28 protein-coding genes, 1 tRNA gene, 1 other RNA gene and 1 pseudogene are annotated in these 26,583 nt (G+C 35.2%); 4 read left to right on the forward strand and 27 right to left on the reverse strand.

Features of this window, described 5'->3' with window-relative positions:
- Positions 1-10: 10 nt before the first annotated feature.
- The 3 genes and pseudogenes from bioD to tnpA form a co-directional block, all read right to left on the reverse strand.
- The gene (gene bioD / locus CAN42_RS00945; RefSeq protein ID WP_062571759.1) at positions 11-694 is read right to left on the reverse strand and encodes a dethiobiotin synthase; all 684 of its coding nucleotides are present in this window, start codon (positions 692-694) and stop codon (positions 11-13) included.
- Positions 695-704: 10 nt separating this feature from the next.
- Positions 705-1,259 carry a biotin transporter BioY gene (locus CAN42_RS00950; protein ID WP_062571760.1) on the reverse strand — a complete coding sequence of 185 codons (555 nt, stop codon included), beginning with the start codon at positions 1,257-1,259 and terminating at the stop codon, positions 705-707.
- A 526-nt stretch (positions 1,260-1,785) separates the two neighbouring features.
- A pseudogene (gene tnpA / locus CAN42_RS00955) lies at positions 1,786-2,259 on the reverse strand (IS200/IS605 family transposase).
- Between the two features lie 118 nt (positions 2,260-2,377).
- On the opposite strand from tnpA, the gene CAN42_RS00960 reads away from it, so the two are divergent.
- On the forward strand, positions 2,378-3,292 hold the full coding sequence (locus tag CAN42_RS00960; protein ID WP_085875156.1) for an IS30 family transposase: 915 nt from the start codon (positions 2,378-2,380) through the stop codon (positions 3,290-3,292).
- Between the two features lie 37 nt (positions 3,293-3,329).
- On the opposite strand, the gene CAN42_RS00965 is transcribed toward CAN42_RS00960, so the two are convergent.
- The 10 genes from CAN42_RS00965 to CAN42_RS01010 all read right to left on the reverse strand — a co-directional run bounded on the left by CAN42_RS00965 (position 3,330) and on the right by CAN42_RS01010 (position 12,436).
- Positions 3,330-4,181 carry a MerR family transcriptional regulator gene (locus CAN42_RS00965; RefSeq protein WP_085875157.1) on the reverse strand — a complete coding sequence of 284 codons (852 nt, stop codon included), beginning with the start codon at positions 4,179-4,181 and terminating at the stop codon, positions 3,330-3,332.
- A 113-nt stretch (positions 4,182-4,294) separates the two neighbouring features.
- A complete protein-coding gene (locus tag CAN42_RS00970) occupies positions 4,295-4,777 on the reverse strand; it encodes a ferritin (RefSeq protein ID WP_062571762.1) in 483 nt (160 codons plus the stop codon).
- A gap of 86 nt (positions 4,778-4,863) precedes the next feature.
- Complete coding sequence (locus tag CAN42_RS00975) at positions 4,864-6,855, reverse strand: alpha/beta hydrolase family protein (RefSeq protein WP_245149822.1); 1,992 nt, start codon at positions 6,853-6,855, stop codon at positions 4,864-4,866.
- A gap of 140 nt (positions 6,856-6,995) precedes the next feature.
- Positions 6,996-7,889, reverse strand: coding sequence for a PSP1 domain-containing protein (locus tag CAN42_RS00980; protein WP_085875159.1), 894 nt, complete (start codon positions 7,887-7,889; stop codon positions 6,996-6,998).
- On the reverse strand, positions 7,886-8,824 hold the full coding sequence (locus CAN42_RS00985) for a DNA polymerase III subunit (RefSeq protein ID WP_085875160.1): 939 nt from the start codon (positions 8,822-8,824) through the stop codon (positions 7,886-7,888). The genes CAN42_RS00980 and CAN42_RS00985 overlap by 4 nt, the downstream gene beginning before the upstream one ends.
- Positions 8,824-9,108 carry a cyclic-di-AMP receptor gene (locus CAN42_RS00990; RefSeq protein WP_062571766.1) on the reverse strand — a complete coding sequence of 95 codons (285 nt, stop codon included), beginning with the start codon at positions 9,106-9,108 and terminating at the stop codon, positions 8,824-8,826. The genes CAN42_RS00985 and CAN42_RS00990 overlap by 1 nt, the downstream gene beginning before the upstream one ends.
- A gap of 8 nt (positions 9,109-9,116) precedes the next feature.
- Positions 9,117-9,443 carry a cyclic-di-AMP receptor gene (locus CAN42_RS00995; protein ID WP_062571767.1) on the reverse strand — a complete coding sequence of 109 codons (327 nt, stop codon included), beginning with the start codon at positions 9,441-9,443 and terminating at the stop codon, positions 9,117-9,119.
- Positions 9,440-10,048 carry a dTMP kinase gene (gene tmk, locus CAN42_RS01000; protein WP_085875161.1) on the reverse strand — a complete coding sequence of 203 codons (609 nt, stop codon included), beginning with the start codon at positions 10,046-10,048 and terminating at the stop codon, positions 9,440-9,442. Before tmk ends, CAN42_RS00995 begins: the two co-directional genes overlap by 4 nt.
- The gene (locus tag CAN42_RS01005) at positions 10,045-11,397 is read right to left on the reverse strand and encodes an aminotransferase class I/II-fold pyridoxal phosphate-dependent enzyme (RefSeq protein WP_085875162.1); all 1,353 of its coding nucleotides are present in this window, start codon (positions 11,395-11,397) and stop codon (positions 10,045-10,047) included. The genes tmk and CAN42_RS01005 overlap by 4 nt, the downstream gene beginning before the upstream one ends.
- A gap of 58 nt (positions 11,398-11,455) precedes the next feature.
- Entirely contained in the window at positions 11,456-12,436 is a 981-nt protein-coding gene (locus CAN42_RS01010; RefSeq protein ID WP_085875163.1) for a biotin--[acetyl-CoA-carboxylase] ligase, read from the reverse strand.
- Positions 12,437-12,495: 59 nt separating this feature from the next.
- Between CAN42_RS01010 and CAN42_RS01015 the strand changes: the two genes are divergently transcribed.
- A tRNA-Ser gene (locus CAN42_RS01015) sits at positions 12,496-12,585 on the forward strand.
- A 3-nt stretch (positions 12,586-12,588) separates the two neighbouring features.
- Positions 12,589-12,853, forward strand: an RNA gene (gene ffs / locus CAN42_RS01020) — signal recognition particle sRNA large type.
- A gap of 32 nt (positions 12,854-12,885) precedes the next feature.
- Here ffs and CAN42_RS01025 read toward each other — a convergent pair.
- The 5 genes from CAN42_RS01025 to CAN42_RS01045 all read right to left on the reverse strand — a co-directional run bounded on the left by CAN42_RS01025 (position 12,886) and on the right by CAN42_RS01045 (position 16,490).
- Positions 12,886-13,608: a hypothetical protein gene (locus CAN42_RS01025; protein WP_085875164.1), complete on the reverse strand. Its 723-nt coding sequence runs from the start codon at positions 13,606-13,608 to the stop codon at positions 12,886-12,888.
- The gene (ispE, locus tag CAN42_RS01030; RefSeq protein WP_062571772.1) at positions 13,595-14,440 is read right to left on the reverse strand and encodes a 4-(cytidine 5'-diphospho)-2-C-methyl-D-erythritol kinase; all 846 of its coding nucleotides are present in this window, start codon (positions 14,438-14,440) and stop codon (positions 13,595-13,597) included. The genes CAN42_RS01025 and ispE overlap by 14 nt, the downstream gene beginning before the upstream one ends.
- Positions 14,441-14,683: 243 nt before the next feature.
- On the reverse strand, positions 14,684-15,448 hold the full coding sequence (locus CAN42_RS01035) for a hypothetical protein (RefSeq protein WP_085875165.1): 765 nt from the start codon (positions 15,446-15,448) through the stop codon (positions 14,684-14,686).
- Positions 15,448-16,134, reverse strand: a complete 687-nt coding sequence (locus CAN42_RS01040; RefSeq protein ID WP_085875166.1) for an ABC transporter ATP-binding protein — start codon at positions 16,132-16,134, stop codon at positions 15,448-15,450. The genes CAN42_RS01035 and CAN42_RS01040 overlap by 1 nt, the downstream gene beginning before the upstream one ends.
- Positions 16,131-16,490, reverse strand: a complete 360-nt coding sequence (locus CAN42_RS01045; RefSeq protein ID WP_085875167.1) for a GntR family transcriptional regulator — start codon at positions 16,488-16,490, stop codon at positions 16,131-16,133. The genes CAN42_RS01040 and CAN42_RS01045 overlap by 4 nt, the downstream gene beginning before the upstream one ends.
- A gap of 409 nt (positions 16,491-16,899) precedes the next feature.
- On the opposite strand from CAN42_RS01045, the gene CAN42_RS01050 reads away from it, so the two are divergent.
- Positions 16,900-18,030, forward strand: coding sequence for an aspartate-alanine antiporter-like transporter (locus CAN42_RS01050; RefSeq protein ID WP_085875168.1), 1,131 nt, complete (start codon positions 16,900-16,902; stop codon positions 18,028-18,030).
- Positions 18,031-18,125: 95 nt separating this feature from the next.
- On the opposite strand, the gene CAN42_RS01055 is transcribed toward CAN42_RS01050, so the two are convergent.
- The 9 genes from CAN42_RS01055 to CAN42_RS01095 are packed head-to-tail and all read right to left on the reverse strand — an operon-like array spanning position 18,126 to position 26,577.
- Positions 18,126-18,803 (reverse strand): V-type ATP synthase subunit D, encoded by a 678-nt coding sequence (locus tag CAN42_RS01055; protein WP_085875169.1) that lies wholly within the window; start codon positions 18,801-18,803, stop codon positions 18,126-18,128.
- Positions 18,793-20,184 (reverse strand): V-type ATP synthase subunit B, encoded by a 1,392-nt coding sequence (locus CAN42_RS01060; RefSeq protein ID WP_062571778.1) that lies wholly within the window; start codon positions 20,182-20,184, stop codon positions 18,793-18,795. The genes CAN42_RS01055 and CAN42_RS01060 overlap by 11 nt, the downstream gene beginning before the upstream one ends.
- Positions 20,181-21,953, reverse strand: coding sequence for a V-type ATP synthase subunit A (locus tag CAN42_RS01065; RefSeq protein ID WP_085875170.1), 1,773 nt, complete (start codon positions 21,951-21,953; stop codon positions 20,181-20,183). The genes CAN42_RS01060 and CAN42_RS01065 overlap by 4 nt, the downstream gene beginning before the upstream one ends.
- Positions 21,934-22,575, reverse strand: coding sequence for a type III PLP-dependent enzyme domain-containing protein (locus CAN42_RS01070; protein ID WP_085875171.1), 642 nt, complete (start codon positions 22,573-22,575; stop codon positions 21,934-21,936). Before CAN42_RS01070 ends, CAN42_RS01065 begins: the two co-directional genes overlap by 20 nt.
- Positions 22,576-22,890 carry a V-type ATP synthase subunit F gene (locus tag CAN42_RS01075; protein WP_085875172.1) on the reverse strand — a complete coding sequence of 105 codons (315 nt, stop codon included), beginning with the start codon at positions 22,888-22,890 and terminating at the stop codon, positions 22,576-22,578.
- Positions 22,890-23,309: an ATP synthase subunit C gene (locus CAN42_RS01080; RefSeq protein ID WP_062571782.1), complete on the reverse strand. Its 420-nt coding sequence runs from the start codon at positions 23,307-23,309 to the stop codon at positions 22,890-22,892. The genes CAN42_RS01075 and CAN42_RS01080 overlap by 1 nt, the downstream gene beginning before the upstream one ends.
- A gap of 14 nt (positions 23,310-23,323) precedes the next feature.
- Positions 23,324-25,231 (reverse strand): V-type ATP synthase subunit I, encoded by a 1,908-nt coding sequence (locus tag CAN42_RS01085; protein ID WP_085875233.1) that lies wholly within the window; start codon positions 25,229-25,231, stop codon positions 23,324-23,326.
- A gap of 22 nt (positions 25,232-25,253) precedes the next feature.
- A complete protein-coding gene (locus tag CAN42_RS01090) occupies positions 25,254-26,261 on the reverse strand; it encodes a V-type ATPase subunit (protein ID WP_085875173.1) in 1,008 nt (335 codons plus the stop codon).
- Positions 26,254-26,577: a hypothetical protein gene (locus CAN42_RS01095; protein ID WP_062571785.1), complete on the reverse strand. Its 324-nt coding sequence runs from the start codon at positions 26,575-26,577 to the stop codon at positions 26,254-26,256. The genes CAN42_RS01090 and CAN42_RS01095 overlap by 8 nt, the downstream gene beginning before the upstream one ends.
- Positions 26,578-26,583: the final 6 nt, after the last annotated feature.

Below are 26,583 nucleotides of genomic sequence, written 5' to 3' on the forward strand. Positions count from 1 at the left end.
ATAGTAGCTCCTATTCATAAATCTCTCTTAGTTTATCAATATCTATATCCAAGTCCTTGTCGCCCTTCTTTACACAGGCTAGAACTTTGAGGCCTGACATGTGCTCGCACATTTTTATGTTGTCCTCTTGCAGCACATCTCCAGGGATAAAGTTGTTAAAAATTATTCCCTTGACCTTCATTCCCTTTTCCTTCATATAAAAGGCTGTCAAGACAAGATTGTTTATAGTTCCAAGACCTGCATCGGCAACAATAATAGAAGAAAGCTTTGCCTTCTTTACAAAGTCCTCTAAATAAATTTCTTCATCATCAAACCTTAATGGGCAAAGAATCCCGCCAGACCCTTCAAGAGTAATGTAGTCGTACTTTTTCTCTAAGCCCCTAAATTTTTCCACTACCTTGTCAAGGTCTACTGGATTGCCCTCGATTTGTGCTGCCAAGTGAGGAGAGTAGGCCTTCTCATAAACATAGGGACACATTTCTTCAAGAGGCTGGTCAATAGATCCAAAGTCTTTTACAAACTTTGCATCGCCTGGTATGAGCTTGCCCTCTTGGTCTCTTTCGTTGCCACTCATAGCAGCCTTATAGTAGGCAGATTTTTCTCCTGCCTCGTGAAGCTTCTTAACAAGAAGTCCTGCCACATAGGTCTTTCCTATTTCAGTTCCCGTTCCTGTTACAAAAATATTCTTACTCATTTCTTCTCCTTTAATTATAAGACTTATTTATAATTGGAATTAATCTCTTGCCAAGGAAGGCTCCTAAGAAGCACAAAACAATGTCTCCTGGGATTGCAAGTAAGAAGCAATAAATTATAATTGCCTTAACTCCAATTGGTGATGCAAGATAAAAATTGCTGATTAAATAGTAATAAATCATGCCAAAGCTATAAACTATGGCAAGACCAGCAAAATTTGCCTTAAGAAGTCTCTTCATATCAGGTTTCTTATCCTTGTTTGCAATCTTTCCTGTGACATAAGCACCAACTGCAAAGCCTATTATGTAACCAAAGCTTGGCTTAAATATATAGGCAAGGCCGCCGCCCTCAGTAAATACTGGTAGACCCATAAGGCCTAAGACTATGTAAACAACAACTGCTGTAGCACCAAGTTCTGGTCCCAACAAAAGCCCTGCCAACATGGTAAATAAAAGTTGTAGGGTAAAGGGCAAAACTGGTATGGGCACCTTAATAAAAGTTCCCACAATAATAAGTGCAACAAAAAGTGAACACATCACTAGGTCTCTCGCTTTTAAATTTTTCACATTAACCTCCAAAAATTTTATTAGTAAATAAATTACTTTAAATAAGTTAACATTTTACTTTTTATTTGTCAACTATATATTTTTTATAGTTAACCTTATCTTTGTGGCCTTATATTCCCTCCTTTGCTCTAGAATTCAAGTAAAAAGCTAAAAATTTTATTTGCTATTAATTTAAATTTTTATAAAAAAATCCCATTTCATTTTTATGAAACAGGATTTCAAATTCTTAATTAATAAAATTTTTTATTTAATAAGTTGTAAAATTAAATGCGACACAAATAAAAAATAAAAACTCATACTAACTTCGTGTAAAATGTTAATAACGACAAAAACACACACGGAGGTTAATATGAGCTATAAACATCTTACAATAAACGAAAGAAATAAGATAGAGGTATTAAACAATCATAACCACCGGCTAAGCCGGTGGTTTGTTTTGCCCCTATAAGGGGCTGTTACCGGCAGCATTCCATGCTTTGAACTTTCTTTCTCGTGCACCAATTTTCACATCTGGTGCTAAAGCACCTTATTTTTTGCTTTTGTTTACTTGCTCACCCGTAAACGGGTCTACAAATTCTTTAATGCTTATTTGATCTGCCATGTAATCTTCTTTTAATTGATTTTTTATATATTATTGTATCTTTTTCGCATTCTTTCCTGCTGTGTCTACATAATATCCTCTACACCAAAAGTGTCTATTCCCATATTTGTATTTTAAATTCGCATGCCTATCAAATATTATTAGACTACTTTTACCTTTTAAATATCCCATTGTTTGAGATATGCTGTATTTTGGTGGGATTTCCAACAGCATATGAATGTGGTCTGGACAACATTCCGCTTCTATTATATTTATTCCTTTTCTATCACATAAATCCCTTAATATTTTTCCTATATCTTGTTTTAATCTTCCATATATTACTTGCCTTCTGTATTTTGGAGCAAATACTACATGATACTTACAATTCCAGGATGTATGTGATAAACTATTTTTATCCATTTTAGGATACCTCCCTTTTCTATTTATGCTACTGCCAGTAACATTAATAGTTTATCACGGGAGGTTTTTTGCTTGAAGCTAAAGCTTATTTTCCTACCACCAGCATAGCTGGTGGTTTATTCATGCTAAAGCGTACAAAGAGGGCTATTCTTCTAGAAGAATAGCGAAAATTTTAGGATGTCATCATTCCACAATAGCTAGAGAGCTTAAAAGATGTGATACTGAATACGAAGCTGACCTAGCAGAAAGAGATAAAGAATCTAAATCATCATTAAAAGGAAGAAAAACTAAAGTAACTTATGAAATATTAGAAAATATCAAAGAAAAGCTTAATTCTAAATGGTCACCTGAGCAAATTGTAGGTTGCCTTTATAAAGGAATATTAAGCTTTAAAACAATATATAACTGGATTTATTCTGGAGTAATAGATTTTGATATTTCAAGATTAAGAAGAAAAGGTAAGTCTAGAAAAAGCAAAGAAACAAGAGGAAAATTTAACATAGGTACATCTATAAGAAAAAGACCAAAAAACATAAAGTATAGGGTTTCCTTCGGACATACCCAAGGGGCACAAGACTGGGAACTTGATACAGTTGTGTCTTCTAGAGGAAAAAGCAAAGGGTGCTTAGCAACATTTGTTGAAAGAAAAACAAGGTTTTATATAGCATTACCAATGAAAGATAGAAACAAAGATTCAATGTTTGAAGCAATCAATAAACTTGTTAAATCACTTCCAAAAGAAGCCTTAAAAAGTTTTACATCAGATAGAGGAAAAGAATTTGCTTGCTATGATGAAGTTGAAAAGCTTGGGATAGACTTTTACTTTGCTGACCCATATTCAGCATGGCAAAGAGGAAGTAATGAAAATTCAAATGGTCTATTGAGAGAATATTATCCTAAAAAGACAGATTTAGCAGAGATATCTGAAGAAGATCTTATTAAAAATTTAATGGAGCTTAACAGCAGACCTAGGAAATGTCTAAATTATCAAACTCCATTTGAATTATTTTTACATGAACTTAGTTTAATTTAGGTGTCGCAATATTATTTGCAATTCATCATTTCTTTAATTATTTATTTCTCTCACTTAAAAATTTTTCGTTGGCTTCCAAAAGTTTATTATAATAATCATCATAGGAAGGGGAAATCTTCCTCATTAAAGGGATGACCAAGTCATAATAATTATTATCCACCATATAAGCTCGGAGCTTGTCAGCAATTTTTTTGACTTGGCTAGACTTGTAGTCCTCACTCTCCTTAAAAGCTTCATAGGCTTGGACCTTTTCTTTGTTGGCCTCCATCCAGTCATCATAATTATATACAGCTTGGATTTTTTCTTGATTGACTACTTCTAAAGTTTCTAAGTCAAAGTCACTAGTTAGCTTTTCAATATATGCCTTCTCATCTTCTGTAAAGTTAATTTCTTCTAGAGAGTCCAAAATTTTTACGAGTTCGTGGAAGGCAGGTTCTTGATCTTTGCCTAGCTTGTCACCCAAGAAGGACTTGTAGGACATAAAGAAGATGTGACCAAAGTATCCAGGAAAAATTCTTGACAGCCTTTCATAAAGGCTCTCTTCCTTTTCTAAATTTTCAAGTTCTTTAGAAATTTCTTCAAAGTCCTGAGATTTAATTAATTTTTCCAACAATTCCTTCTTGCTCTCTTCAAGTTCAAGTTTATATTGACGGTCTCTTAAAATACTTCCAAATTCTTTTTCCTTAGAAGATAAAATATTTTTTATTTCAGAAATACTAAGACCTAACTTCCTGTAAATGGAAATTTGCAAAAGCCTATCTGCATCATCTTGGGAGTAAGTCCTGTAATTATTTTCTCCCTTGTGGGGTCTTATGAGTCCCTTATCCTCGTAATATAAAATCGCCTTTCTTGTGAGCCCAGTAATTTTTTCTACTTCATTTCTTTTCATAGTCCACCTCCGAGTATAGGATAAGCCTGTCCCTTGTGACCAAGTCAAGAGCTTTTAAAATTTAATATAAAAAAAGATACCCCTTAAGGGTATCTCCAAAAATAAATTTTAAATTATCTTCTTCCAAGTTCTGCATCGAAGATATAAAGTCCAGACCAGCTTTCGTTAATTCTTTCAAGTCTTTCGATAAGTCCTCTGAAGTGATCTTCTTCTTCAACTTGTTCGTCAACATACCATTGTAGAAGTGAAGTAACTCTGTGGTCATTTTCCTTTACTGAAAGATCGTAAAGATTGTTAATTCTCTTTGTAACTTCTTTTTCGTGTTCTAATGCAGTCTTGAATGTTTCTGTAAATGTACCAAATTCAGTTTCTGGTTTATTAATACCTTCAAGATCAGGTCTTACATCAATTGCAAATAAAAATTGTCTTAATTTTTCAGCGTGTTCAAGTTCTTCTTCAGCTTGTTTGTCAAAGAAGTGAGCGAAACCGTCCATGCCCTTATCTTTAACATAGTTTGCCATAGAATAATAAATATATCCTGATTCTACTTCAAAATTGTATTGGTCAATTAGTCCTTTTATTAATTTGCTTTCCATAATCAAAAACCTCCCAGTTTTTTATTTTCTTTATAAGCTTATTGCTTTTAAATTTATGTTACCCCACAAATATATTTCTAAACAATTTATTTTAAAATCCCTAGATTATCTATAGAACCTTTTATATTATCCTTGAATTTAAACTCAATCTTGTTTATCTCATCTAAATTCAAATTGTTGTTTTTGTTTTTAAAGTCTCTTAGTGGGATTATAAGGGTTTGAGGTACAAACCTCTTATAGTAATCATCTTCAAGATAATCAGCTTTATAGAGGTGAGATTTTGTCATTGGTATAAGCTTTTTATAATCACTAAGGCTTAGGGTCGAAGTATTCCCCCAAGTGTCTTGGATTTCTAAGTCAATATCTCCTCCAATATCTTCAAAGTTTAAATTTTCCATATCAAATTGTAAAAATCTGCCACTTGGAATTTTTTCTGTGAACCTTAAAGCGTAATTTGAATTTTTATTGGCATCAATAAAAACCCCTGTCGTCTTTGAATTTTTTTCTCCATATTCGTGACTGTCTTCATAAATTTTTGCCAAGTTAGAAAAGTTTATGATTCCACCAGGGAAAGATGTTGTAGTGATGTCGTAGTCCTCTTCAAAGTCTGCTAACTTTATGAAATCCGAATCCATATATCGAGTGTAGTAATTTGTCTCTGGAAGGTCCCTATAATTATAAGGTCCTTCCTTAAAGATTTCTCTGTTGTAGGTTTTGCCAAAGACATTTTCCAAGAAGTTTAAGGTGTAAGCTGAAAGAATTTCTCTTTGTTTCTCACCATCTAATAGTTCCTTCCTGTTTAAGAAAAATCCCTCGCCTGGGTCAGAGTCAAAGTCTCCCCAAAGTTTATTGAAGTTGCCATGGTTGGCATAGCCAACATAAAGTCCAGCCTTGAACTTGTCCTTTTCACCAGAAAAAACTACATTGTCATAGAGGAGCATACCTTCGAAACCATCTACGTCAGCATCATTTGTTCCACCAATGGTAAAATAATCTACATCTTTTAAAATTAAATCCTTTCCACCTGGTTGATATTGGTTGTAGGTTGGTGCAACTGTAATTATCCCCTTGATATCAAAGTCATACTTGTGAGTTAGCTTGCCATTGTCTGGGTGAAGTTTGAGTTCGTTAAAGTTGTAAGCAATTGCTGCTGCCTCGCCACCTCTTGAGTGACCCATTAGGGCAATATTGTCCTTGTCAAACCTATTGTAAAGGACGCTGTCCTTGACCCTATTCCTCTTAAAAATATTTTCCATATTTTCAAGTAGGAGGACTGCCCTTGCATCATTTTCATTCCCGAGTCCAAAGCTCATAAATCCATTTAGCATATTCATGTCCACAGAGACCATGGCTATCCCCCTCTTGGCTAGGTAATGACCTAGGTAGTCATAGCCAAGATAGTTTTTTGTTGTGAGTCTGTGGTTGCCATGTACAACAAATAAAACTGGAGCCTTCTTTAAGTCCTTGGGTGCATAGATTCTTCCCTTGACTTCTGTCTTGTTAAGCCCCTTTCCAAAGAACTTGTCCCTAATCTTTTTTGTATTACCCGAATAGGATACAAAGTCCCTTAGGTCTACTGGCTGGGCCTCATAATCAATGACTTCAACCTTATACCTTTCACTTTTGCCTGCAATTTTATTTTTTTCTCCATCAAACTTATAAATTTCTCCAGAATCAAAACCTGGAAAGACCATAAAATAAATTGCAGCGCCCAAAATTATTCCACTTGGTAGTAAAAATAAAAGTGCCAACTTTTTCTTGTTCCTTGTAAAGGAAATTAAGGACTTTGAGAAAGTCACAAGAACAATAAAGGCTAGGACAATAAAAATTATTTCAAAATAATCTATGTCCACATAGTAAAGACACTCGTCATAAAAATACTTCAAGCCCCAAAGGAGTATGGTGTAGATGGCAAGGTTCTTTGCCCTCACCCTCTTTATAAGTAAGAAGCCAATCTTTAAAAGTTTCCAAACAACAAAATAGGCAAAATAAAATAGGACTGATAGACCTAAGAATGCCAAGCTCTTTGGAATATTAAAATCGGATATATAGTAATAAAAAAAGGTGGCTGAAAACAAAGATATTATTGCCACCATTATAAGGGCAAAGCCATTGGCCCTGCCAAAATGTCTCTTAAAAAAACTATTTATTTTATTGGATAATTTAACTAAAAAATTATTTATTTTCATATCAAAGGGGATAAGACCTTATCCTATCCCTAATCCCTCTCTAATTCTACTAATTCTCTTTCGTCGTACTCTTCAACATTAAGTGATTTTGATCCATCTATAAAGGACTTATTAAACTCACGTGTCCTCTTGACTTCGGAAAGTTCCATATAGACAGTTTCCTTCTCTTCATCAACTTCAAACATAACCTTTACAAGTTCTTGTATTGTGTAAGTTGATACAACTGTACCCTTTCCTCTTTCCGTCTTTACAATTTCTCCAAGTCTTGGCATCCTCTTGTTAATACACTCGTAGCCATCTTGTTCATATTTTAAGCAGCACATAAGCCTGCCACAAATTCCAGAAATTTTTGTTGGGTTGAGACTTAAGTTTTGGTCCTTTGCCATCTTAATTGAAACTGGCGAGAACTCACTTAAAAAAGTTGAACAGCAAGTTGGTCTGCCACAACATCCAAGCCCTCCAACAAATTTAGCTTCATCACGGACTCCAATTTGTCTAAGCTCTATTCTAGTCTTAAAGATTGCCGCAAGGTCCCTTACAAGGTCCCTAAAGTCAACCCTCCCATCAGCTGTGAAGTAAAACAATAATTTTGACCTGTCAAAGGTGTATTCGCAAGAAATTAATTTCATATCAAGTCCATGCTCTTCCACCTTTTGGTCGCATATTATTATCGCTTCCTTAGCCTTATTTCTATTTTCCACATTGATATTCTTGTCTTCATCACTTGCAAGGCGAAGTACAGGTTTAAGCTCTCCCTTTATGCTTTCCTCTTCCACTTCTTTTAAAAGTTCAACTGCTCCAAACTCAAGGCCCCTCACAGTTTCAACAATTACATAATCTCCAATTTTTAAATCTATATCAATGGGATCGAAGTAATAGATTTTTCCGGTTCTCTTGAACCTTACTCCAGCTATTTCTATCATCTAACTCCCCCTAAATCTATTAAAAGCTTCTCTATATTTAAATCAAAATTCACATTTTTTTCCTTGCGTCCCAAGGCATTTATAAGTGCATCATAAGAATGGATTGCCCTATCAATTGAAAGGTCTTGGAGCTTCAAGAGGTCTAACTTGTCTAGGTTTACTACTAAGTCTTCTCTGCCAGTTTTCATATAAACTAAGTCCAGATACCAAATTATCATAAAGTTTAAAATGTCATTGAAGTCATCTTTCTTGTCCTTAAAAAACTTCATTTCATCAAAGACAAATTCTGTCTTTCTAATTATCCTGTCAGTCATATTTATTATATCTTCTCTCTTTGAGAGGAGTTCAGGATTTTCAGAATATTTTATGGCAAGACTCACGTCTCCCTTGGAAAGCCTAGAGAAGAGTTTGGCATTCTTAGGAGAAAGCCCCCTTGAAAGCAAAAATTCTTCGAGCCTATCTTGGGTCAGGTCTTTAAATTTTAAAATCCTACATCTTGAAATAATTGTTGGAAGAATATTTCTCATATTGCTTGATATTAAAATTAAAATCAAGTAGTCCATGGGCTCTTCCAAAGTTTTTAAAAGGGCATTCTGTCCCTCAGCTGTAACCTTATCAAAGTCATCAATAATGACAATCTTGTGGCTTCCAGAAAAGGGTTTTGAAAATGAGTTTTCGATTATTTCTTCTATATCTTGTTTTTTTATTGCATCTTTTTTTTGCACCACAAAGAGGTCTGCATCTTCAAAGTCATCAATCCCACTAAAAAATCTTATCCCTTCAGGGGCATCCCTTAGTATTGCCCTGGAAAAATTTTTGGCATGAGAAAATTTACCTATGCCCTTGCTGCCAGAAAAGAGATAGGCATGGCTATAGGACTTGTTGATGAGGTCTCCCTCTAGGCTATTTATTACGGATTTATTTTCTAAAAACATTAAATTCTCTTTGATTCTTCCAAATCAACTACAAAAATTGTAGCACCAGAAACCTTGAAGTCCCCTTCTTCCATGTGGACATCTTCAGCTTCTGTTTCTTCTTTAAAGATTTCATAAATCTTGTCGATTTCACTTTCCTTGCAACCTAATAGAAGGGTTGTGTTGCCAGCTTTAAAAAATCCCCCAGTTGAAGAAAGTCTTGTTACATAAATATCTTCATCTAAAAATCTATCTATAAGTGCATCAGTATATTTTTCTTGCACTATTGCAATCATCATTTTCATATTATCACCTAAAACCTTTTGAAATCCACTACATCAGTTACAAAAATTGTTGCTCCCCCAACCTTAACTGTGATTGGTACTGGGATCATTGCTTGACCAGGAATGTTTACTGGTTGGATAGTCCTCTTTACTTCTCTTGTCTTAGAGTTTTCTTCAAGGATGCCCATAAACTTGTCAAGCTCTTCATCTTCTATACCTGAAAGGATAGTGACATTTCCAGCCTTTAAAAATCCACCAGTGGAACTAATTTTAGTAACCTTAAAATTATTTTCATTGAGGCTTCTTATTAGATTTTCGCTGTCCTCATCTTGGACAATTGCGATTACAAGTTTCACAAAATCTTCCTTTCTTTAAGAATCTTCATACAGTCACCGAAGACTTCTTCTATAGTCTGATTTACGTCTATAAAATAATAATTTTCTTCTTTTTCTAAACTATTGTAGTAGTCCCTTACCTTCTTGTGGAAGTCATCTCCCTCACATTCTAACCTGTCGTAGCACGCTTGGTCCTTCCTTGTCAAAGTAGAATTGTTAGTCCTAAATATAAAGACAATGTCTGGCTTTTTGCCACCAGTTGCAAAATCATTTATTGCCTTAATGTCTTCTAACTTTTGTCCTCTTGCATGGCCTTGGTAGGCAAGAGATGATAGGACATATCTTTCGCAAAGGACAGTAACCCCTTCCTCTAGGGCAGGAATAATTTTTTCATAAGTATGTTGGGCTCTTGAAGCAGAATAAAGTAAGGCTTCTGTCCTCATGTCCATTTCCTTTAAGTCCTTATCCAAGATTATGTCCCTAATTTTTTCTGAAATCCTAGTTCCACCTGGCTCCCTAGTCTTTATAGTTTTTATATTATTTTTTATAAGTTCATCATACACTAGGTTGCAAATTGTAGACTTGCCAGATCCGTCTGGACCCTCAAATGTTATAAAAGCGCTCATTTAACTACCTCAATCTCGTCTTCTAAAAGTCCAATGACTTCTATTCCTTCTTCTAAAAATTTATCTATTTTATTAATTATTTCTTCACTTATTACTTCTCCAAAGGACACCAAGGGGACTCCTGGTGGGTAGGCCCCAATAATTTCTTTGGAGATTCTGCCTTTTGCATCCTTATATGAAATTCTCTCTCCAGGGCTTAAGAAGGCCTCTCTTGGTAAAAGCTTCTTCTCTGGGATAGGAAAATCTTGTGGGATAATTTTTTTGTAAGCCCCAGCTTCATAGGATAAAATTGCTTCTTTAAGGCTCTCTAATTCCTTACTTGTATTAATTGGAGAAATAATTCCAAGGGCATAGTAAAGGTCTCCCATCTCAAGCCTTATGTCCTTATTTAAAATAAAGTCCTCGACAACTTCTTCTCCTGTCATACCAGGTATCCTAAATAAAAACTTCATGGGGTCCTTGGCAATAATAGACTCATGACTTAGGTCTAGGTCATACCCTATTGCTTCTTTAAGATTTTCTATTTCTTTACATCTCTTTACTAATTCACTTCTTCCTTCCCTATCCATATAGTCTAGTCCTGCTTCAATTGAAAGCATGACCAAGTAGGATGGTGAAGTAGTGTTATAAATATTTACATACTTCAAGAGGTCCTGGTGAGTGAACCTGTCTGTCCCCCTGTGGATAAGGGCAGCTTGGGTAAGAGATGGAATCATCTTGTGGGTTGAATTTATTACAAGGTCTGCACCTGCATCAAGGGCAGAAAATTTTTTTAAGTCTGAAAAATAAAGGTGGGCACCGTGGGCCTCATCAACAATTACTGGAATATTCTTCTCGTGCAAGATTTCAATTATCTCCCTTAGTCTCAAAATTCCGCCAAAATAGTTTGGAGAAACCAAGACGCAGGCGGCAATATTGTTAGCCTCTATTTTTTCTCTAAGTTCATCTAAGTCAATGCCAAAATACATGGCACGATTTTTGTCGTAAATTGTATTCAAATAAATTGGGTCTAAGTCATTAAGTAGAAGACCATTGTAAATAGACTTGTGAGTGTTTCTTTGGATCAAAACCTCATCCCCAGGTCTAGTTGCCATTGACATTGCAATGTGAAGAGCTCCCGTTGACCCATTACTTGTAATAAAAGATTCCTTTGAGCCAAAGACCTTACTAATTTCTTTGTGGAGGTCCTCAATGACTCCCGATGGATTGAGCAAGTTGTCTGTTCCATAAATTTCTGTCAAGTCTCTTTTTATATCCAAGTCAAAAAATTCTTTTCCCTTGTGACCTGGCATCCCAAAGGATATTTTATTTTTTACTTCATCTATCTTATTACTTAAAGGTCTCTTCATCTCGTCTCCTAACTTCTCTTAATTATACTATAAGTCTAAAGACTTTAAAAGTTAGGACCTACTTATAAAAGTTTCCCTTTACAGAAACTTCTCCGCTAGAAAGAGTTATTTTTTCTTCTCCTGTGTCAACTATTAGATTGCCCTTTTCGTTTATGTCGTAGCCCACAGCAGAATACTTTTTGCCGTTAAGTTCAAAGGTCAAGTCCTTGCCAATGACAAGTGAGTGCGTCTTGTAGTAGTCTATGATTTCTTGGTCGGACTTATTATAATTATTTTCATAAAAGGCATTTAAAATTGCTGAAAGAATTTCATTTCTTATTACATCAGTTCCAATGTAACCGGCAATGTTTTTCAAGTCCTTAAAGCTATCGTCCCTTGGCTCATTTACATTTATTCCAATTCCAACAATAACAGATTTTACACTTCTTGATTCAAAATCTGCGTCAAGCTCTGATAGGATTCCGCAAATCTTTTTACCATCAATAAATAAATCATTGACCCATTTTATTTCAGCTTGCTTGCCTGTTGCTTCTTTAATTCCCTGAGCAACAGAAACTGCAGCCTTTACTGTAATTAAATCAAAGTAAGAAAAGTCAAAGAAGTCCCTTGGGTGAAGAATTATGCTAAAGTAAACTCCACTTCCCTTAGGGGATGCAAAGGACTTGCCAGTCCTTCCTCTTCCACCCTTTTGCATGTCAGAAACTATTACTGTGAAGTCCTTGACATCTGAGGAGTAAAGTCTTCTCTTGGCTTCTGTGTTTGTAGAGTCTATTTCGTCATATACAATAATGTCAATGTCCTTTAATTCTTTCCTAAGTCCCTTCCTTATTCCTTCATCAGAAAGCTTATCGTCACTTTCTATTAACTTGTAACCCAACTTTGTTTGTGATTCTATTTGAAAGCCCTCTTCCTTTAAATTATTGATGGCCTTCCAAATTGCAGTCCTTGAAATGTTCAATTTTTCTGCCAATTCTTGACCAGAAATATAGGATGCCCTATTTCTTTCTAATTCTCTTAATACTATATCCTTAGTTTTCAATTTATCACCTTATTCTTGACATTATTAACTAACTACTGTACAATAAGTTTCTAGGTCGTGGAGAGATGTCCGAGAGGTTGAAGGAGCCCGCCTGGAAAGCGAGTATACACGAAAGTGTATCGGGGGTTCGAATCCCCCTCTCTCCGCCATCGCCATGCTAAGCGGGAAATTAGCGATGTCCTGTACCTGCGATTCGCTACAGCAGGGCTGAATTCCCATTAGAGGATTTTAATCTTACAGCCTGCCCCTTATAAGTGGTGTTGACGATTGGGTCCTGCGCAACAGAAACTTGTGAACCGTGTCAGATCTTGATCGAAGCAGCACTAAGCAAGATCTTTTGTGTGCCGCAAGGGTCGCCTAATCTGAGCTAACTGTAAGGGTAACGTGTGAGGTTAACTTTCGACTTTGGGTGCATGGCTACATATTTAGTCCCAGTGATGGGACTTTTTTTATTGCCTTTTTTTAAATCTCGATACATTTAAAAGTTCTCTCTCTTTAAGAACTCCCCTCTCCCTTAGATACTTCTCTGCCCTTGAGTAAAAGCCACTCTTGGACCCTGTCACATAAAAATAATCCCTAATATAATTTTCCTTCTTGTAAGTATAATCTTCTAAGATTCCATCAACATTGGAATAAATTTCTATCTCCAAGACCTTCTTTGCAAAATAATTTATGAAAAAGTCCTTCTTCAAGTGGAGGCCACTTGAGGCAAAAAAAATCATCTTGTATCCTGAAAAATCAAAATCTTTAAAATATTCATCAGAAATCATCTTCATTATGTCATCAGCGACTCCATCATTGGCTCCATTTATCAAAAGTGGGACTTCAATATAATCTACTTGCGAATCTGTAAAATTTTTCAAAGTCTCTTCCTGGCAAGTTAGCTTTGATCCAAGGCAGAGAATTTTTTTATCCTTTAAATTTTTCTTTAAAGCTTCCTCTCCATAAAAGACTCTTGGAGAATTTTTAAAGTAGTTGATGGCATCAAAGTCCATGACTATTATTTTTTTTGACTTTTTAAAGGACTTTTCTAAAAATTTTATCCTCTCATTAACTGCTTCTCGCTCATATAGCCCATAGTATTCAAACTTATCATCAACATAATAATTTAAGTAGTCCCTGTGAACTTCATAAAGTCCAACTATGCCTGGACCTGTATCAAAAACTGCCAAATTCCTCACCCACTTTCAGCTTAAAGGTCTTGTCATAAGTTTTTTTGAAATGTCCGTAAGCATCTTCTAAGTCATTTTTATTTTCAAAAATTCCAAAAATTGTTGCTCCACTTCCACTCATAAGAGAGGCAGAATTAAATTCTCTCATCTTCTTTTTTATCTCTAGAAGGTCCCTGTGTTTTCCAAAAACCACATCTTCCATCTTGTTTTCTAAAAATTTATTTAATCTTTCTATGTCTAAATCATAAAGAGCCTTTAGTACATCATCAAAGTCTATTCTCTTTTCATCTATCTTAATACTTTCATAGACTTCCTTAGTGGAAACTCCGTAGCCAGGATTGACTATCAAGACATTGTCAAGCTCAATAGCCTTCACTTCTTCTAAAACTTCTCCAATCCCAGAAGCAAGCTTAGTCCCACCCGTCATCATATATGTAAAGTCTGCTCCAAGTTTTGAACCTAGCTTGATTAATTCTTTTTTTGAAATTTTTAAATCGTACAAATCATTTAAGGCGTAAAAAGTCCCAGCTCCGTTAGAAGTTCCCCCAGCAAGTCCTCCTGCCATAGGAATATTTTTTTCAATTTCAACTTTAAAGGGAAGGTCCTTACCTACATAGTCTCTTAATGCAAGGTAGGCCTTGTAAATAAAATTTTCCTTCATATCAAAATCAAAGTCGCCAAGGATTTCAAGCTTGTCACTCTTGGAAAATTTCATTTCGTCATAAAGGTCTGTCATCACCATTAAAGTTTTGATGTCGTGGTAGCCATTCTCCCTCTTACCTGTTACATCAAGAGACAAATTTAACTTAGCATGGGCTTTCTTCGTAATCATAAAACACCTCTAAATAATTATAATTCATTGAAGATATTTTTTCATCTACTTAGAAGTTAAATATGGGTTCAGGGAAAATAAATTTTTAAATTTTATTTTAAATAAGTTTATGTAAAACCAACTTTACTATTTATCTATTTGAGGGGACTTATACCCCTCCGGAAAGGGAACAGTAAATCTTAGATTTACAAAAACTTTTAAAAATTAAAAAAGGGCCCGTGGGAAGCCCACGAACCATTTTCTTTAACTTACTGAAATCCTCTTCTTATGCATATAATAAACTCCAGCGAACAAGACTATTGTTTCTATAAGTGTTGGGATCAGTATTCCTATTCCAATTCCATTCTTAAATACATCTCCATTGTTTAATAAGAGCTCAGCACTTGTAAACAAGTCAAATTTATCTAAGACATAGATAATAGCTACTTCGACTAATCCTAGCCCTATATATACAAGGACTGGTCCACCTAATCCAAATCTTCTAAGTTTTTTTCCACCGCCAAGTGTCACTGAAAAGATTATGCTAATTATGTTGTTAAATAAAACCATTAGACCCCAAGCAACACCTATTAATATGTTGCTTACTCCAACTTCATTGATTTTCTTACTTATCTCTGCCCAAGGTGATTCTAATGATCCTTTATCAACAGTAGGTAAAGCCATAATTAGGAAACAAATTAATGCCACATAAAGTGAATAGATAATAAGCATTATAAGATAATATAAAAATCTTGAAAAAGTTTTTGCTGATGGACTAATAGGTGTTGACTCATAAAATAGGGCGCTGTCGCCAAAGAACATATTGTAATCCCCAACTATTACTGATATAGATGCTGCAAAGTAGCCAAACATTAGCGCCATCATGCCTAGGGCAACTGCACTGACACCAACTTTATTATTAACATTTGAAAATAGCACTCCAAATAGAATTAGGACAGCTGGTAAAACTGGTATAAACCAATTATTTCTAAAGTGATTCCTTATTTGATGTCCAAGTAATTTTCCCATTAAAATACCTCCGTAAAGTAGTCTTCTATACTCATATTCTTTTCACTTCTTATCTCATCTACTGTCTTGTTAAGGCTGATCTTACCTTCTGAAAGGAAGAGGACCCTGTCAAGTAGTGGCTCGATTTGATTTATTAAATGAGTTGATAAAATAATTAGAGAGTCTTCTTCAAAATTATTTAAAATAGTTTGAATGATGGCCTTTCTCGCTGAAGGATCAACTCCAGAAATTGGTTCGTCTAAGAGGAAAATCTCTGCCCTTCTTGAAAGACTCAAGGCAATTTGCATTTTTTCTCTCATACCTTTACTCATTTCTTTGACCTTGGCTCCTTGAGGAAGTTTAAATTCTTCGTAAATCCTATAAAACTTTTCTTCGTCAAAGTCCTTGAAGAATTTTTTGTAAGTTCTCACAACTTCCTTTATAGAAAGCTTGTCACTAAGAGCAAACCTATCTGGTTGATAGGAAAGAATTTCTGCTGTCTTGTAAGAAATTTCTTCTCCGTCTATTACCACACTTCCCTTGTAAGTTTTTTCTAGTCCTGCAAGAATCCTAAGTAGGGTTGACTTACCTGCACCGTTGGGTCCAACTAGGCCAACAATTTGTCCCTTATCAAGTTCTAGGTTTAGGTCGTCAAGGACCTTCTTCTTGTAGCCCATATTTAAATTTTTTATCTCTAGCTTGCTCATACTTCCCTCCAATATTTGTCTAAAAGTTCCAGTGATTTTTCCTTTGTCATCTTGAGTTCTCCTGCAACTCCAATTAAGTCATCGCAAGACCTATAAAAGGCACCCTTTGCAATTTCTTCTATTAGTTCTTCGTCATCTGTTATAAATCTGCCGCTAGTCCTGTTTGACTTGGCAAGACCCTCTCTCTCAAGTTCTTGCAGTGCCCTTTGGACTGTGTTGGGATTGACTCCATAGGCTTGGGCAAGATTTCTAACAGTTTCCATCTTCTCGCCACTCTTCCACTCTCCACTTGAAATTTTTAATTTAAAATCTTCAAGGAGTTGGATGTAGATGGGTCTGTTATTATCAAATTCCATGTTTACCTCCTCTTTGAATCCACTTCTTAATGATTTTTAATCTACATATCCCTTTTATATTAAGTAAAAATTTTGATTTCATTTTCAGATCTTTGGTCTCCTGCCTTTTTTCAAATTTTTAATAAAAGCAAGGCAAGACTTTTGTTTTTTGTATTGTTGTATCAATTCCTTAATACAATAGTTATTATATACAAGCCCTTTTATTTTTGCAAGACTTTTTTATAGGATGCTTAAAATATTTAAAAATTTTTATATTGGGTATTACTTCTTTTATCTTCTTCCTTAGATATTTTTATGATAATATTTTTTATTTACTCAAAGGATACCTTGTATCCAACAGCTTTCTTTACTTTGAATTTTAATAGTCTTATCATAAAAAGCTCAGGGAAGAATTATAAGGAGGTACTATATGAATGAATTATTAATTATATTTTTGATAATGGTCTTGGGTTACGCCCTTGGTCATGTTAACTTTTTTGGTCTAGAGTTTGGTGCATCGGCGATTTTAATTGTGGCACTCTTCTTTGGTCACTTTGGCTTCACAGTTCCAAAGTTCTTGGCACAAATTGGTCTTGTGCTTTTCCTTACACCTATTGGCCTCATGGCTGGCCCAAGCTTTATGGCAAATATTAAGAAGAATGGCCTTTCCTTCTTGGCAATTTCTTTTATAACAGTTGCCATTGGAGGAGTTTTGATTGTATTAGTAGCTAAGTTTTTTGATATTGACCTAGCCCTATCCATGGGACTTGCAACTGGAGCTATGACATCAACGTCAATGCTTGGAACTGTAAAGAGTCTTACAAGTTCAAACTTGCCTGGCGTTGGCTACGGGATCGCCTATGCCTTCGGTGTTGTTGGAGTTGTTCTTATTGTTCAACTTATGCCAAGAATATTAAAGATTGATGTTGAAGAAGAAAATAAAAAATTAGTTTTACCAAAAGATAATCCTCATCTTGGAGAAAAAGACCTTGGTAAATTAATTGAATTTGAAAAGAATGGACTTTTTTCAATAGCCCTAGCTTCCACGCTTGGAATCCTTCTTGGGTCTATAAAAATTCCTATAGGAAATGTTAGCCTTTCTCTTGGAGCTGGCGGTGGCTCTCTCATCGCAGGACTTGTCCTTGGTCACTATGGAAGACTTGGCAGGATCAACTTAGTGGTTTCTAACGATAGACTTGCCCTTGTTCGTGACCTAGGCCTTGCCTTCTTCTTATTAGAATCAGGAGTAAGTGCTGGATCAGGTTTTGTAGAAGTTGTAAGTCAGTATGGAATAAAATTATTTTTCGCAGGAGTTATCCTAACACTAGTGCCTGCTTTAATTTCACTTTTTATTTCCTACAGGGTCTTCAAGCTTCCACTTTTTGCAGCCCTTGGTGCTACAACAGGATCAATGACCTCTGCCCCATCTCTTGGAGCCCTACTCCAAGTTACTAATGGCGACGACAAGGTTGCATCCTTCTATGCAGCTACTCAACCAACTGCTACTGTGATGATGGTTTTCTTGCCACAGATAATTAATATTTTCTTTCCAATGAGTTAAGAGTGAGAGATTTATAAAAATTTTTAAAAAATTAGGATGCCCTTGAGGCATCCACTTTTTTCAAGTCATACAAAAAACCCAAGCTGAATTTATTTTCAACTTGGGTCTTTTTCTTTGTTTTCTTTATTCTCTTTATTCTCTTTGTTCTCTTTGTTTTTCTTATTCTTTTTATTTTTTACCTTCTTAAGTCTAAAGAAGTCTTCCCTTTCCTTTTCTGCCAAGATGTCTTCAATCTCTCTAATGATGTGCTTGTACTTAGGAATTTGAATCTTGTCAAGGGCATTTGCCCTCTTAGCAGTCTTCTTGATTTCATTGGCAAGCCTAAAGACAGAAGTTTCTATCTCTGCAAGCTCATAGATAACAGGAAGAATTTCTGCAATATTTATCCTTGCCCTGTCAAAGGCTGCGTTGGATTGGTGAAGGGAATAGTCTGCCCTAGCACTTGGCTTTTCATATTTTATTTTTGGAAGCTCAAGCCCCATGACTGAACGAGAAATAATTTCATAGTCCTTTTCAAAGGGAGCTGACTCTCCCATGTCCTTGAGGGACAGTGCCCCCATGGATATAGTTGCCATTACAAGTTCAGAGTAAGACTTTTCAAACTTTTCTTCTATCTCATCTTGCAAGGCCTTGGCGTTTTTATTTAAGTCCATCATTTCCTTAATAAGGACTGTCCTCTTCTTGTCAAGAAGGTCATAACCCTTCTCAGCAAGAACAAGGGCATTCTTTGATGCAATTAAATTTGCCTTAGTAGGAGTTACCTTAATCGCCATTATTATCACCTAGATATTTTTCTTTTAACTTAGGATCAATTCTATCAATCATTTGAGCTGGAAGAATCTTTAATAGTTCCCAACCTAAATCTAGGGTTTCTTGAATATCTCTATTTTCATTTTGATCTTGACTTAAAAATCTCTTTTCAAACTCGTCGCCAAATTTTAAAATTAATTTTTCGTCATCAGATATATCATCTTCACCAATAATTTGAGCAAGGGCTCTAGTTTCTTGCACCTTTGAATAGGATGCAAAAAGTTGTGAAGATAAGTCTGGATGGTCTTCCCTTGTGTAGCCTTCACCAATGCCGTCCTTCATAAGTCTTGATAGGGATGGAAGGACATCAATTGGTGGATAAACTCCCTTGGAGAACAAGTCACGGCTTACTACAATTTGACCTTCAGTGATGTAACCTGTAAGGTCAGGGATTGGGTGAGTGATATCATCGTTAGGCATTGTTAGGATTGGGATAAGAGTTACTGATCCTTCGCTGTCCTTAATCATACCTGCTCTTTCATAAAGAGCTGCTAAGTCAGAATAAAGGTGACCTGGGTAGCCCTTTCTTGATGGAACTTCTTCTCTTGAAGATGATACTTCTCTTAGGGCTTCTGCATAGGAAGTTATGTCTGTCATTATTACAAGAACTTGCATATTCTTTTCAAAGGCAAGATATTCTGCAGCAGTAAGGGCACACTTAGGCGCAATAAGTCTTTCCATAATTGGGTCGTCGGCATAGTTGATATACATTACAACCTTGTCGATAACACCAGAGTTTTTAAAACTTTCTCTAAAGAAGTCGGCTTCGTCATGCTTTACACCAATTGCTGCAAAGACAATAGCAAAGTTATCCTTTCCGCCTTCATCTGCAATCTTAGCTTGTCTTACAATTTGAGCAGCAACTTCGTTGTGAGGAAGTCCTGATCCAGAAAAGATTGGAAGTTTTTGTCCCCTAATTAGGGTCATAAGTCCATCAATGGAAGAAATACCTGTTTGGATAAAGTTCCTTGGGTACTCTCTTGCTGATGGGTTAATTGGTCTACCATTTATGTTGTAAACATCCTTAGAATAAATGGCACCGCCCTTGTCAATAGGGACTGCTGTACCATTAAACACTCTTCCCAAGATATCTGATGAAAGAGGTATTTCAAAAGGATGGGCAGAGAATTCTACCTTTGTATTTTTTGTTGATACACCAAGGTTGTTGCCAAATACTTGGACAATTGCCCTGTCTTCATCTATTTTTATAACTTGACCAATTTCAGATCTCTTGCCGTCTTTTGAAATAATTTTTACAACTTCACCGTAGCTAACTCTGTGAAGATTTGAAAGTTCTAGTAGGGATCCTTCAATTCTATCAAGTGTTAAATATTCTTTTTTCATTCTACATCACCATAAGTTGAGGCAAGCTCTCCATAGAAGTCGTTAATTTCATTGTTCAAGCTTACAAATTTCTTTAAGTTTTCGTTTTCTATATCGTACTTCATGTTGATTACTTTTCCATAAAGTTTGTCGTTCTTGATTACAGAAATAGGAATCTTTAGCTTTAGGGCTTCCTTTCCCTTTTCATATAAGTTGTCTATAGTCTTTAACATTTCAAATTGCTTTTCAAGTGGCACAAAGGTGTCAATTGGGTTAAAGGCATTTTGTTGTAGGAATCCAACCTTAACAACACGACAAATTTCTAGGACAAGTCTTTCTTCATCAGGAAGAACATCCTCACCAACAAGCATTACAATTTCATTTAACTTGGCTTCCTTGTGAAGGAGGTCAAGGTATTTGATTCTTAAATCAGGTAAGTCACCATCAAGTCTCATATCGTAATAGTTTTTAAGAAGTGGAATGTAACCTGAGTAAGAGTTCATCCAGTTAATAGCTGGATAGTGTCTTGAGTAGGCTAGTTCCTTATCAAGAGCCAAGAATACATTGACGAACCTCTTAGTGTTTTCTGTAACTGGTTCAGAGAAGTCACCACCTGCTGGTGAAACTGCACCAATAAGAGTTACTGATCCTTCAGTTCCTGATAGGGTATTTACATAACCAGCTCTTTCATAGAAGCCTGCAATTCTTGATGGAAGATAAGCAGGGTAACCTTCTTCTGCTGGCATTTCTTCAAGACGACCAGAGATTTCACGAAGGGCTTCTGCCCAACGAGAAGTAGAGTCACCCATTAGGGCAACGTGATAACCCATATCTCTAAAATATTCTGCCATAGTTACACCAGTGTAAATAGATGCTTCACGGGCAGCTACTGGCATATTTGATGTGTTGGCAATAAGGATTGTCCTGTCCATAAGAGCCTTGCCAGTGTTAGGGTCAATTAGCTTTGGAAAGTCTTCCAAAACTTCTGTCATTTCATTACCACGTTCACCACAACCAATGTAGATAATGATATCGGCATCACAATACTTTGCAATTTGGTGTTGAGTCATGGTCTTACCAGTACCAAATCCTCCTGGGACTGCAGTAGTTCCTCCCTTAGCTATTGGGAAGAAGACATCGAAGACCCTTTGACCTGTTACAAGTAGCTTGTCAATTGGAAGTCTTTCCTTAACTGGCCTTGGAATTCTTACTGGCCAGTTTTGATACATTTTTACTTCATTAATTTTTCCAAATTCGTCCTTAACTTTTAAAAGAACTGTTTCAATATTGTACTTGCCATCTTCAAGGATCTCTACAACTTCACCAGATACTTCTGGTGGAATCATAACCTTATGAGTTATGATATCAGTTTCAGGAACTTCTGCAAAGATTTGTCCTCCATGGACCTTATCGTGAAGCTTTACCTTGAAAGTTACATCCCAAAGTTTTTTTTCATCAAGGGAAATAAGCCCAATACCTTCTGGCATAAAGGACCCATGTTTTTCTTTTATAACTTCAAGAGGTCTCTCAATACCATCAAAGATACCTCTTATCATACCAGGTCCAAGCTTAACAGAAAGTGGTGCTCCAGTAGAAATAATATCTTCATCACGTTTTAGACCTTCAGTTTCTTCATAAACTTGAACTGTTCCAAGGTCTCCATCAATAGAAATAACTTCGCCAATTAATTTTTTTTCACCAACTAGGACCATTTCTCTAATCTTGTAGTCAGCCATATTCCTACCAATTACAACAGGTCCATCAACTGATTTAATTGTTGCTCTTTCCAATGACTTCACCCCTTTCCTTTAGTCTTTCGTGTAGCATTGACCCTATTTCATATTTCATATCGTCAAGTTTATTCTTTAGAGAAAGGTTGATGTTGTAAGTTCGATTGATGTCAGACACAATGAAACCACCTATGTGGTATTCATATAGCTGATCTAACTTTAGCACAATTCCCTTTTCCTCTGCTATCTCTTTAAACTTATCTACTAATTCTTTTTTCTCATCGTCCTTAACATAAAGGTAGATGGCCTTTTCATCTATTTCATCTAAAATATCTCTAAAGCATTTAGCTTCTCTTTCTACATATTCATCTGTCTTTGTAAATTCTAAGAGTTTCTCTGAAAGAGTTTCGAGGAGTTCATTTAAAAGTTTTTCATCTTCTTCAAGAAAGAGAACTCTTTTTCGCTCTTCAACAGAGGCAATAAGTTCATAACCCCTTCTCTTAGCTAGGCTAACTCTCCTATCCACATAGGCCTTTTCATCTTCTTCAAGAGATATTTTCTTATCTTCAAGAATCTTAGCTGCCTTATCTTTTTCTTCCTTAATTCTCTTTTCACACTCTTCTTTTTGCTTTAGAAAAACAATCTTGTTGAATATGGCAATTTTGTTTTCAAGTAAAATCATTTAATCACCTACAGCTTTCACACCAACAGATTCTCTGACATATTTTAAAATAAAGTCATCTTCCATCTTGCCATCAAGGTCCGGGATAGTTACCACTAGAGGAAGGTCTCCAGATAGTTTAAAGTCTAGGACTTCCTCTTTTATTTCCTTAAAGGAAGAATAAGTTAGGATAATTATTCCAATACCATCTTCTTTTGTGTAAGATTTAAAATTTTTTAAAAGTTCAGATCTGTTATTACATTTAACAGACCTTACACCAGCTAGGCGAAGGCCGTTAATAATATCGTCATTTGATGTTAAAAGAATTGATCTCATTATAGTCTTCCAAGAATCATAATTGAAATGATAAGACCATAAATAGCGATACCTTCTGCAAGTCCTAGATAAATCATTGATTTACCAAGAATGTTAGGGTCTTCTGATACAGCTCCAATTGCTGCAGATCCTACATTAGAAACGGCAACACCAGCACCTAGTGAAGCAAGACCAGTTGAAAGACCTGCTGCTAAGAAACCTAGTCCGTTACCACCTGTTGGAGCAGCTGCAGCTGATGCCATTTGTGGAACTAGAGATATAAGACCAAATGCGAAAACTGGTGCGAAAACAAAGAGGTTTAATTTCATAAAAGCACGAGCAAACTTTCTGTTCTTGTCTGTTCCCTTATATATAAAATAAAAACCTGTTACTACCATTGAAAATACTGTTAAAACTCCTAAAATAATAATCTTTTCCATCATTAAACTCCTTATTAATAAATTTTGTCGGCTTTAAATAGTACGCCGTCACCACTATAATACTTACTAAACATTTCATAATACTCAAGTCTAAGAGATTGAATAAATACAATAAGACCTTCTAGGGCAAGAATTAAGATATTGCCGAAAATTAATACTGCAATATTTCCTCCCCTTGATCCAAGCATTTCCCCAAGAGTTTTAAATGCCAAGAATAAACCAACGTGGTTAATAGCAAAGGCCCCCACCCTTATAAAAGAAATAATTGAACTCATAGTAGAAAGAAGGGCTTCCAAGAGTCCAAAGGAGGACTCAATGTAATAATCTGCAGCAGATTCCTCTGGCTCTTTCTTAAATAAAATCTTAAGAATAGGTCTCTTTAATAGCATGATAACAAGTGATCCAAACAAGATTCCCATAGAAATATTCTTAGGAATAGGAGATGAACCTCCCATAACGGAAATACCAATGTTGATCATGGCTATAAAAATTAGAACTCCCAAGAATCCTTCCTTTGCGAAAAAGGCTTCATCAGGTCTGCCACTTTTTAATCTATTGTAAATACCAATGCCATAGGCTATGGCAAGTAAAATAATGCCGAAGTAAATGGCAGTTACAAGTGTGCCATTGATGTCTTCAAAGGGTCTAAACCAAAAGGCAGGAATAATTTCTTCTATGCCAAAAACTGACCCGTACATTATGCCAAAGAACATTGAGGATACTCCCATTCTCAAAAGGAGACCTCCAAAGTCCTTGTTCTTCTTAGCTAACATTAGTCCAGCAACTGCAAATACCGCCCCTTGACCTAAGTCGCCAAACATTGCACCAAAAAGAATCATGTAGGTAATTCCAAAAATCACTGTTGGATCAAACTCACCATAACTAGGAGTGCCATACATGTTAATTAATAGTTCAAAGGGCTTGAAAAAATTTGCATTTTTAAGCTTTGTAGGTGTCTTTTTGCTTCCCTTCTTAGGATCAAAATATTCAATATCAATATCCTTGTAATGGGAGAGCTTTTCTTCTAATTTTTTTGTATCACTAGCTCCAATCCATCCTGAAAGATAAAAATACTTATTTGACTTAAGCATATATTTCTTTGCTTTTTCAATTTCTTCATAGGAAAGCATATGGGCAAGACTTGTCCTTAACTCTTCATCCATTGATTCCAAAAGATTTTTCTTATATTCTTCAATTTCGAAAATCTTTCTCTTTATATTTTCTTCCTCTTCTTCAAGGTTCTTAAAAATTAAACCTGCTGTACCTTCTATATTTTCGCCAAGAAGGTCAACTTCTGTAAAGTTTAAACTATTTAAAACCCTATCAATATCCTTTTCTGTTTCCTTTGGATAGATAACAAGGAAAAGTTCCCTATTGTCCACTGTACCTGTGTGATAAATCATAGCAAGGATATTCCCATAATTTTTCTTTAACCTAAGCCTTGCATCCTTATCCAAGAAACCAAACCTAGTGTTAAAGTATTTTAGATCAGCAATATCCTTTAGGTCTATATCAACGTTTTTAAAAAGTTCATAATTTTCCTTTAGGGTATCTAAAATCTTCAGACTTTCCTTTGTGTTTTCATATTCATCCATCTTCTCGCTAATATTTTTGACAAAGGAATCCACATCTTCATTCATATCTATTCTTTCGAAGTACTTGTCTTCAATCTTGTCAATGTCCAAAAACTTCATTATTTCTTCGGCTTTTTTTGCACTGACCTTGTGAGACTCATCTTCTTCAATAGGTTCAATATAATTAAGCTCAAGATTTCTTTCTAGGTTCTTATCTAGATTTTTTTCATCATCTAGGCTGAAAACAAACTTGTTTTCGGCAACGTTTGTCTCAGCAGACATAAATTGCATACATTTTAAATTTAAAATATCCAAAACGATGGAATCCATATCTTGAATTTCGCCCATTATATTAGCGATCTTCATTCTTTCAACGGCCAACTTTTTCACTTTCCTTTCTATCAACGATCATGTATCTCAATTTTTCTTCTTTACTTAAGCCAAACCTAGTAGCCTCTAAGATTCTTTCTATATTTGCAATTTCTGAATCAAGAAGAATTAGAAAACTCATGAATTTTCCAATGCCATCTGTCCTCCTAAAGTTTTTGTTCGCTATGGAGTAGAGAAGTTTTTTGGAAGTTCTTCCAGTCATTATAACCCTTCCATCAGCAAATAGAATTGAGTACTTGGAATTTTTAATTTCCTCTTCAAATTCTTCTTCCTCCAAATAAGATAGGTGGAGGAGCTTTTCAGAATTATAATTTCCACCAAAGATTGTAAAATTGAAAATTTCTTCGGGAGAAATATCATAATACTTTTTAGCCCTATAAATCCAAATAATATTTAATAAATCTATCTTGACCCCAAATATATTTTTGAACTCATTAAGGTCCTTCTTAGATAAAGACTTCACAGATTCAGTTAAGTTTCTATAATAGAACTTATCAAGGTTCATCTCAATAGAAAAGAGGGCGTCCTCATCACTTGATGACTTGTAGTTTTTCATATACTCATAATAGGAAGTGTCCTTTAAGTTATCTATAAAGGACTCAAAGCTTTCCTCCTTAAAGGGAATTGACTTTGCTCCAATAATTAACTCGTCAACTCTAGGCTCCTTATTCATCCTAAGAGACCTAAGGATTTTTACAATCTTTTCTACTTTTTCTCTTTCCATATAGGCCTTAATAAAGTCTGAATACTTACCAGGCAAGAAGGCCTTAAGTTTTTTAAGTTGACTTCTTCTATAGCCTTCTAAGAACTCTTCGATCTCATAAATATCTGAAAAGGAATCAATTGTAGGGAACTTCTTTTCTTTTAAATAATTAAGACAAAATCTAACACTGTCTCCCTCTGCCATATTAACAAAGTCTTCGTAGACCAAAAAGTTCGAATACATTTTTAAAATCTTAGCATTTAAAGCCTTTAGACCTTCAAACATTAGAGTCCCTTCCAATCAATTTGTCTAAGACAACTTTAATTAAATCATCAGAAGTTTTTTCATAAAAAGCTTCAATTTCCTCAAGATTTTTTTGATTTTCTTTTTTTAGGTCCTCTGCCTTCTTTTCAAAATTCGATAAAATTTCATCGCTTTTTTCTTTACCAAGGAGCTTTGATTTTTCAATTGATTCATTTTCAAGATCTGTTAATTTTTCTCTCAAATCTTTTTTAATTTGTTCAATTTCTTTATCAGTATTTTCGACAAATTCTCTAGTTTTTTTATCTATTGCCAAAATACTATCTATGCTTTCTTTCAAAAATAT

Origin of the sequence: Peptoniphilus vaginalis (genome assembly GCF_900176605.1) — a bacterium.
In the GTDB taxonomy this organism is placed as follows: Bacteria; Bacillota; Clostridia; order Tissierellales; family Peptoniphilaceae; genus Peptoniphilus_A; species Peptoniphilus_A vaginalis.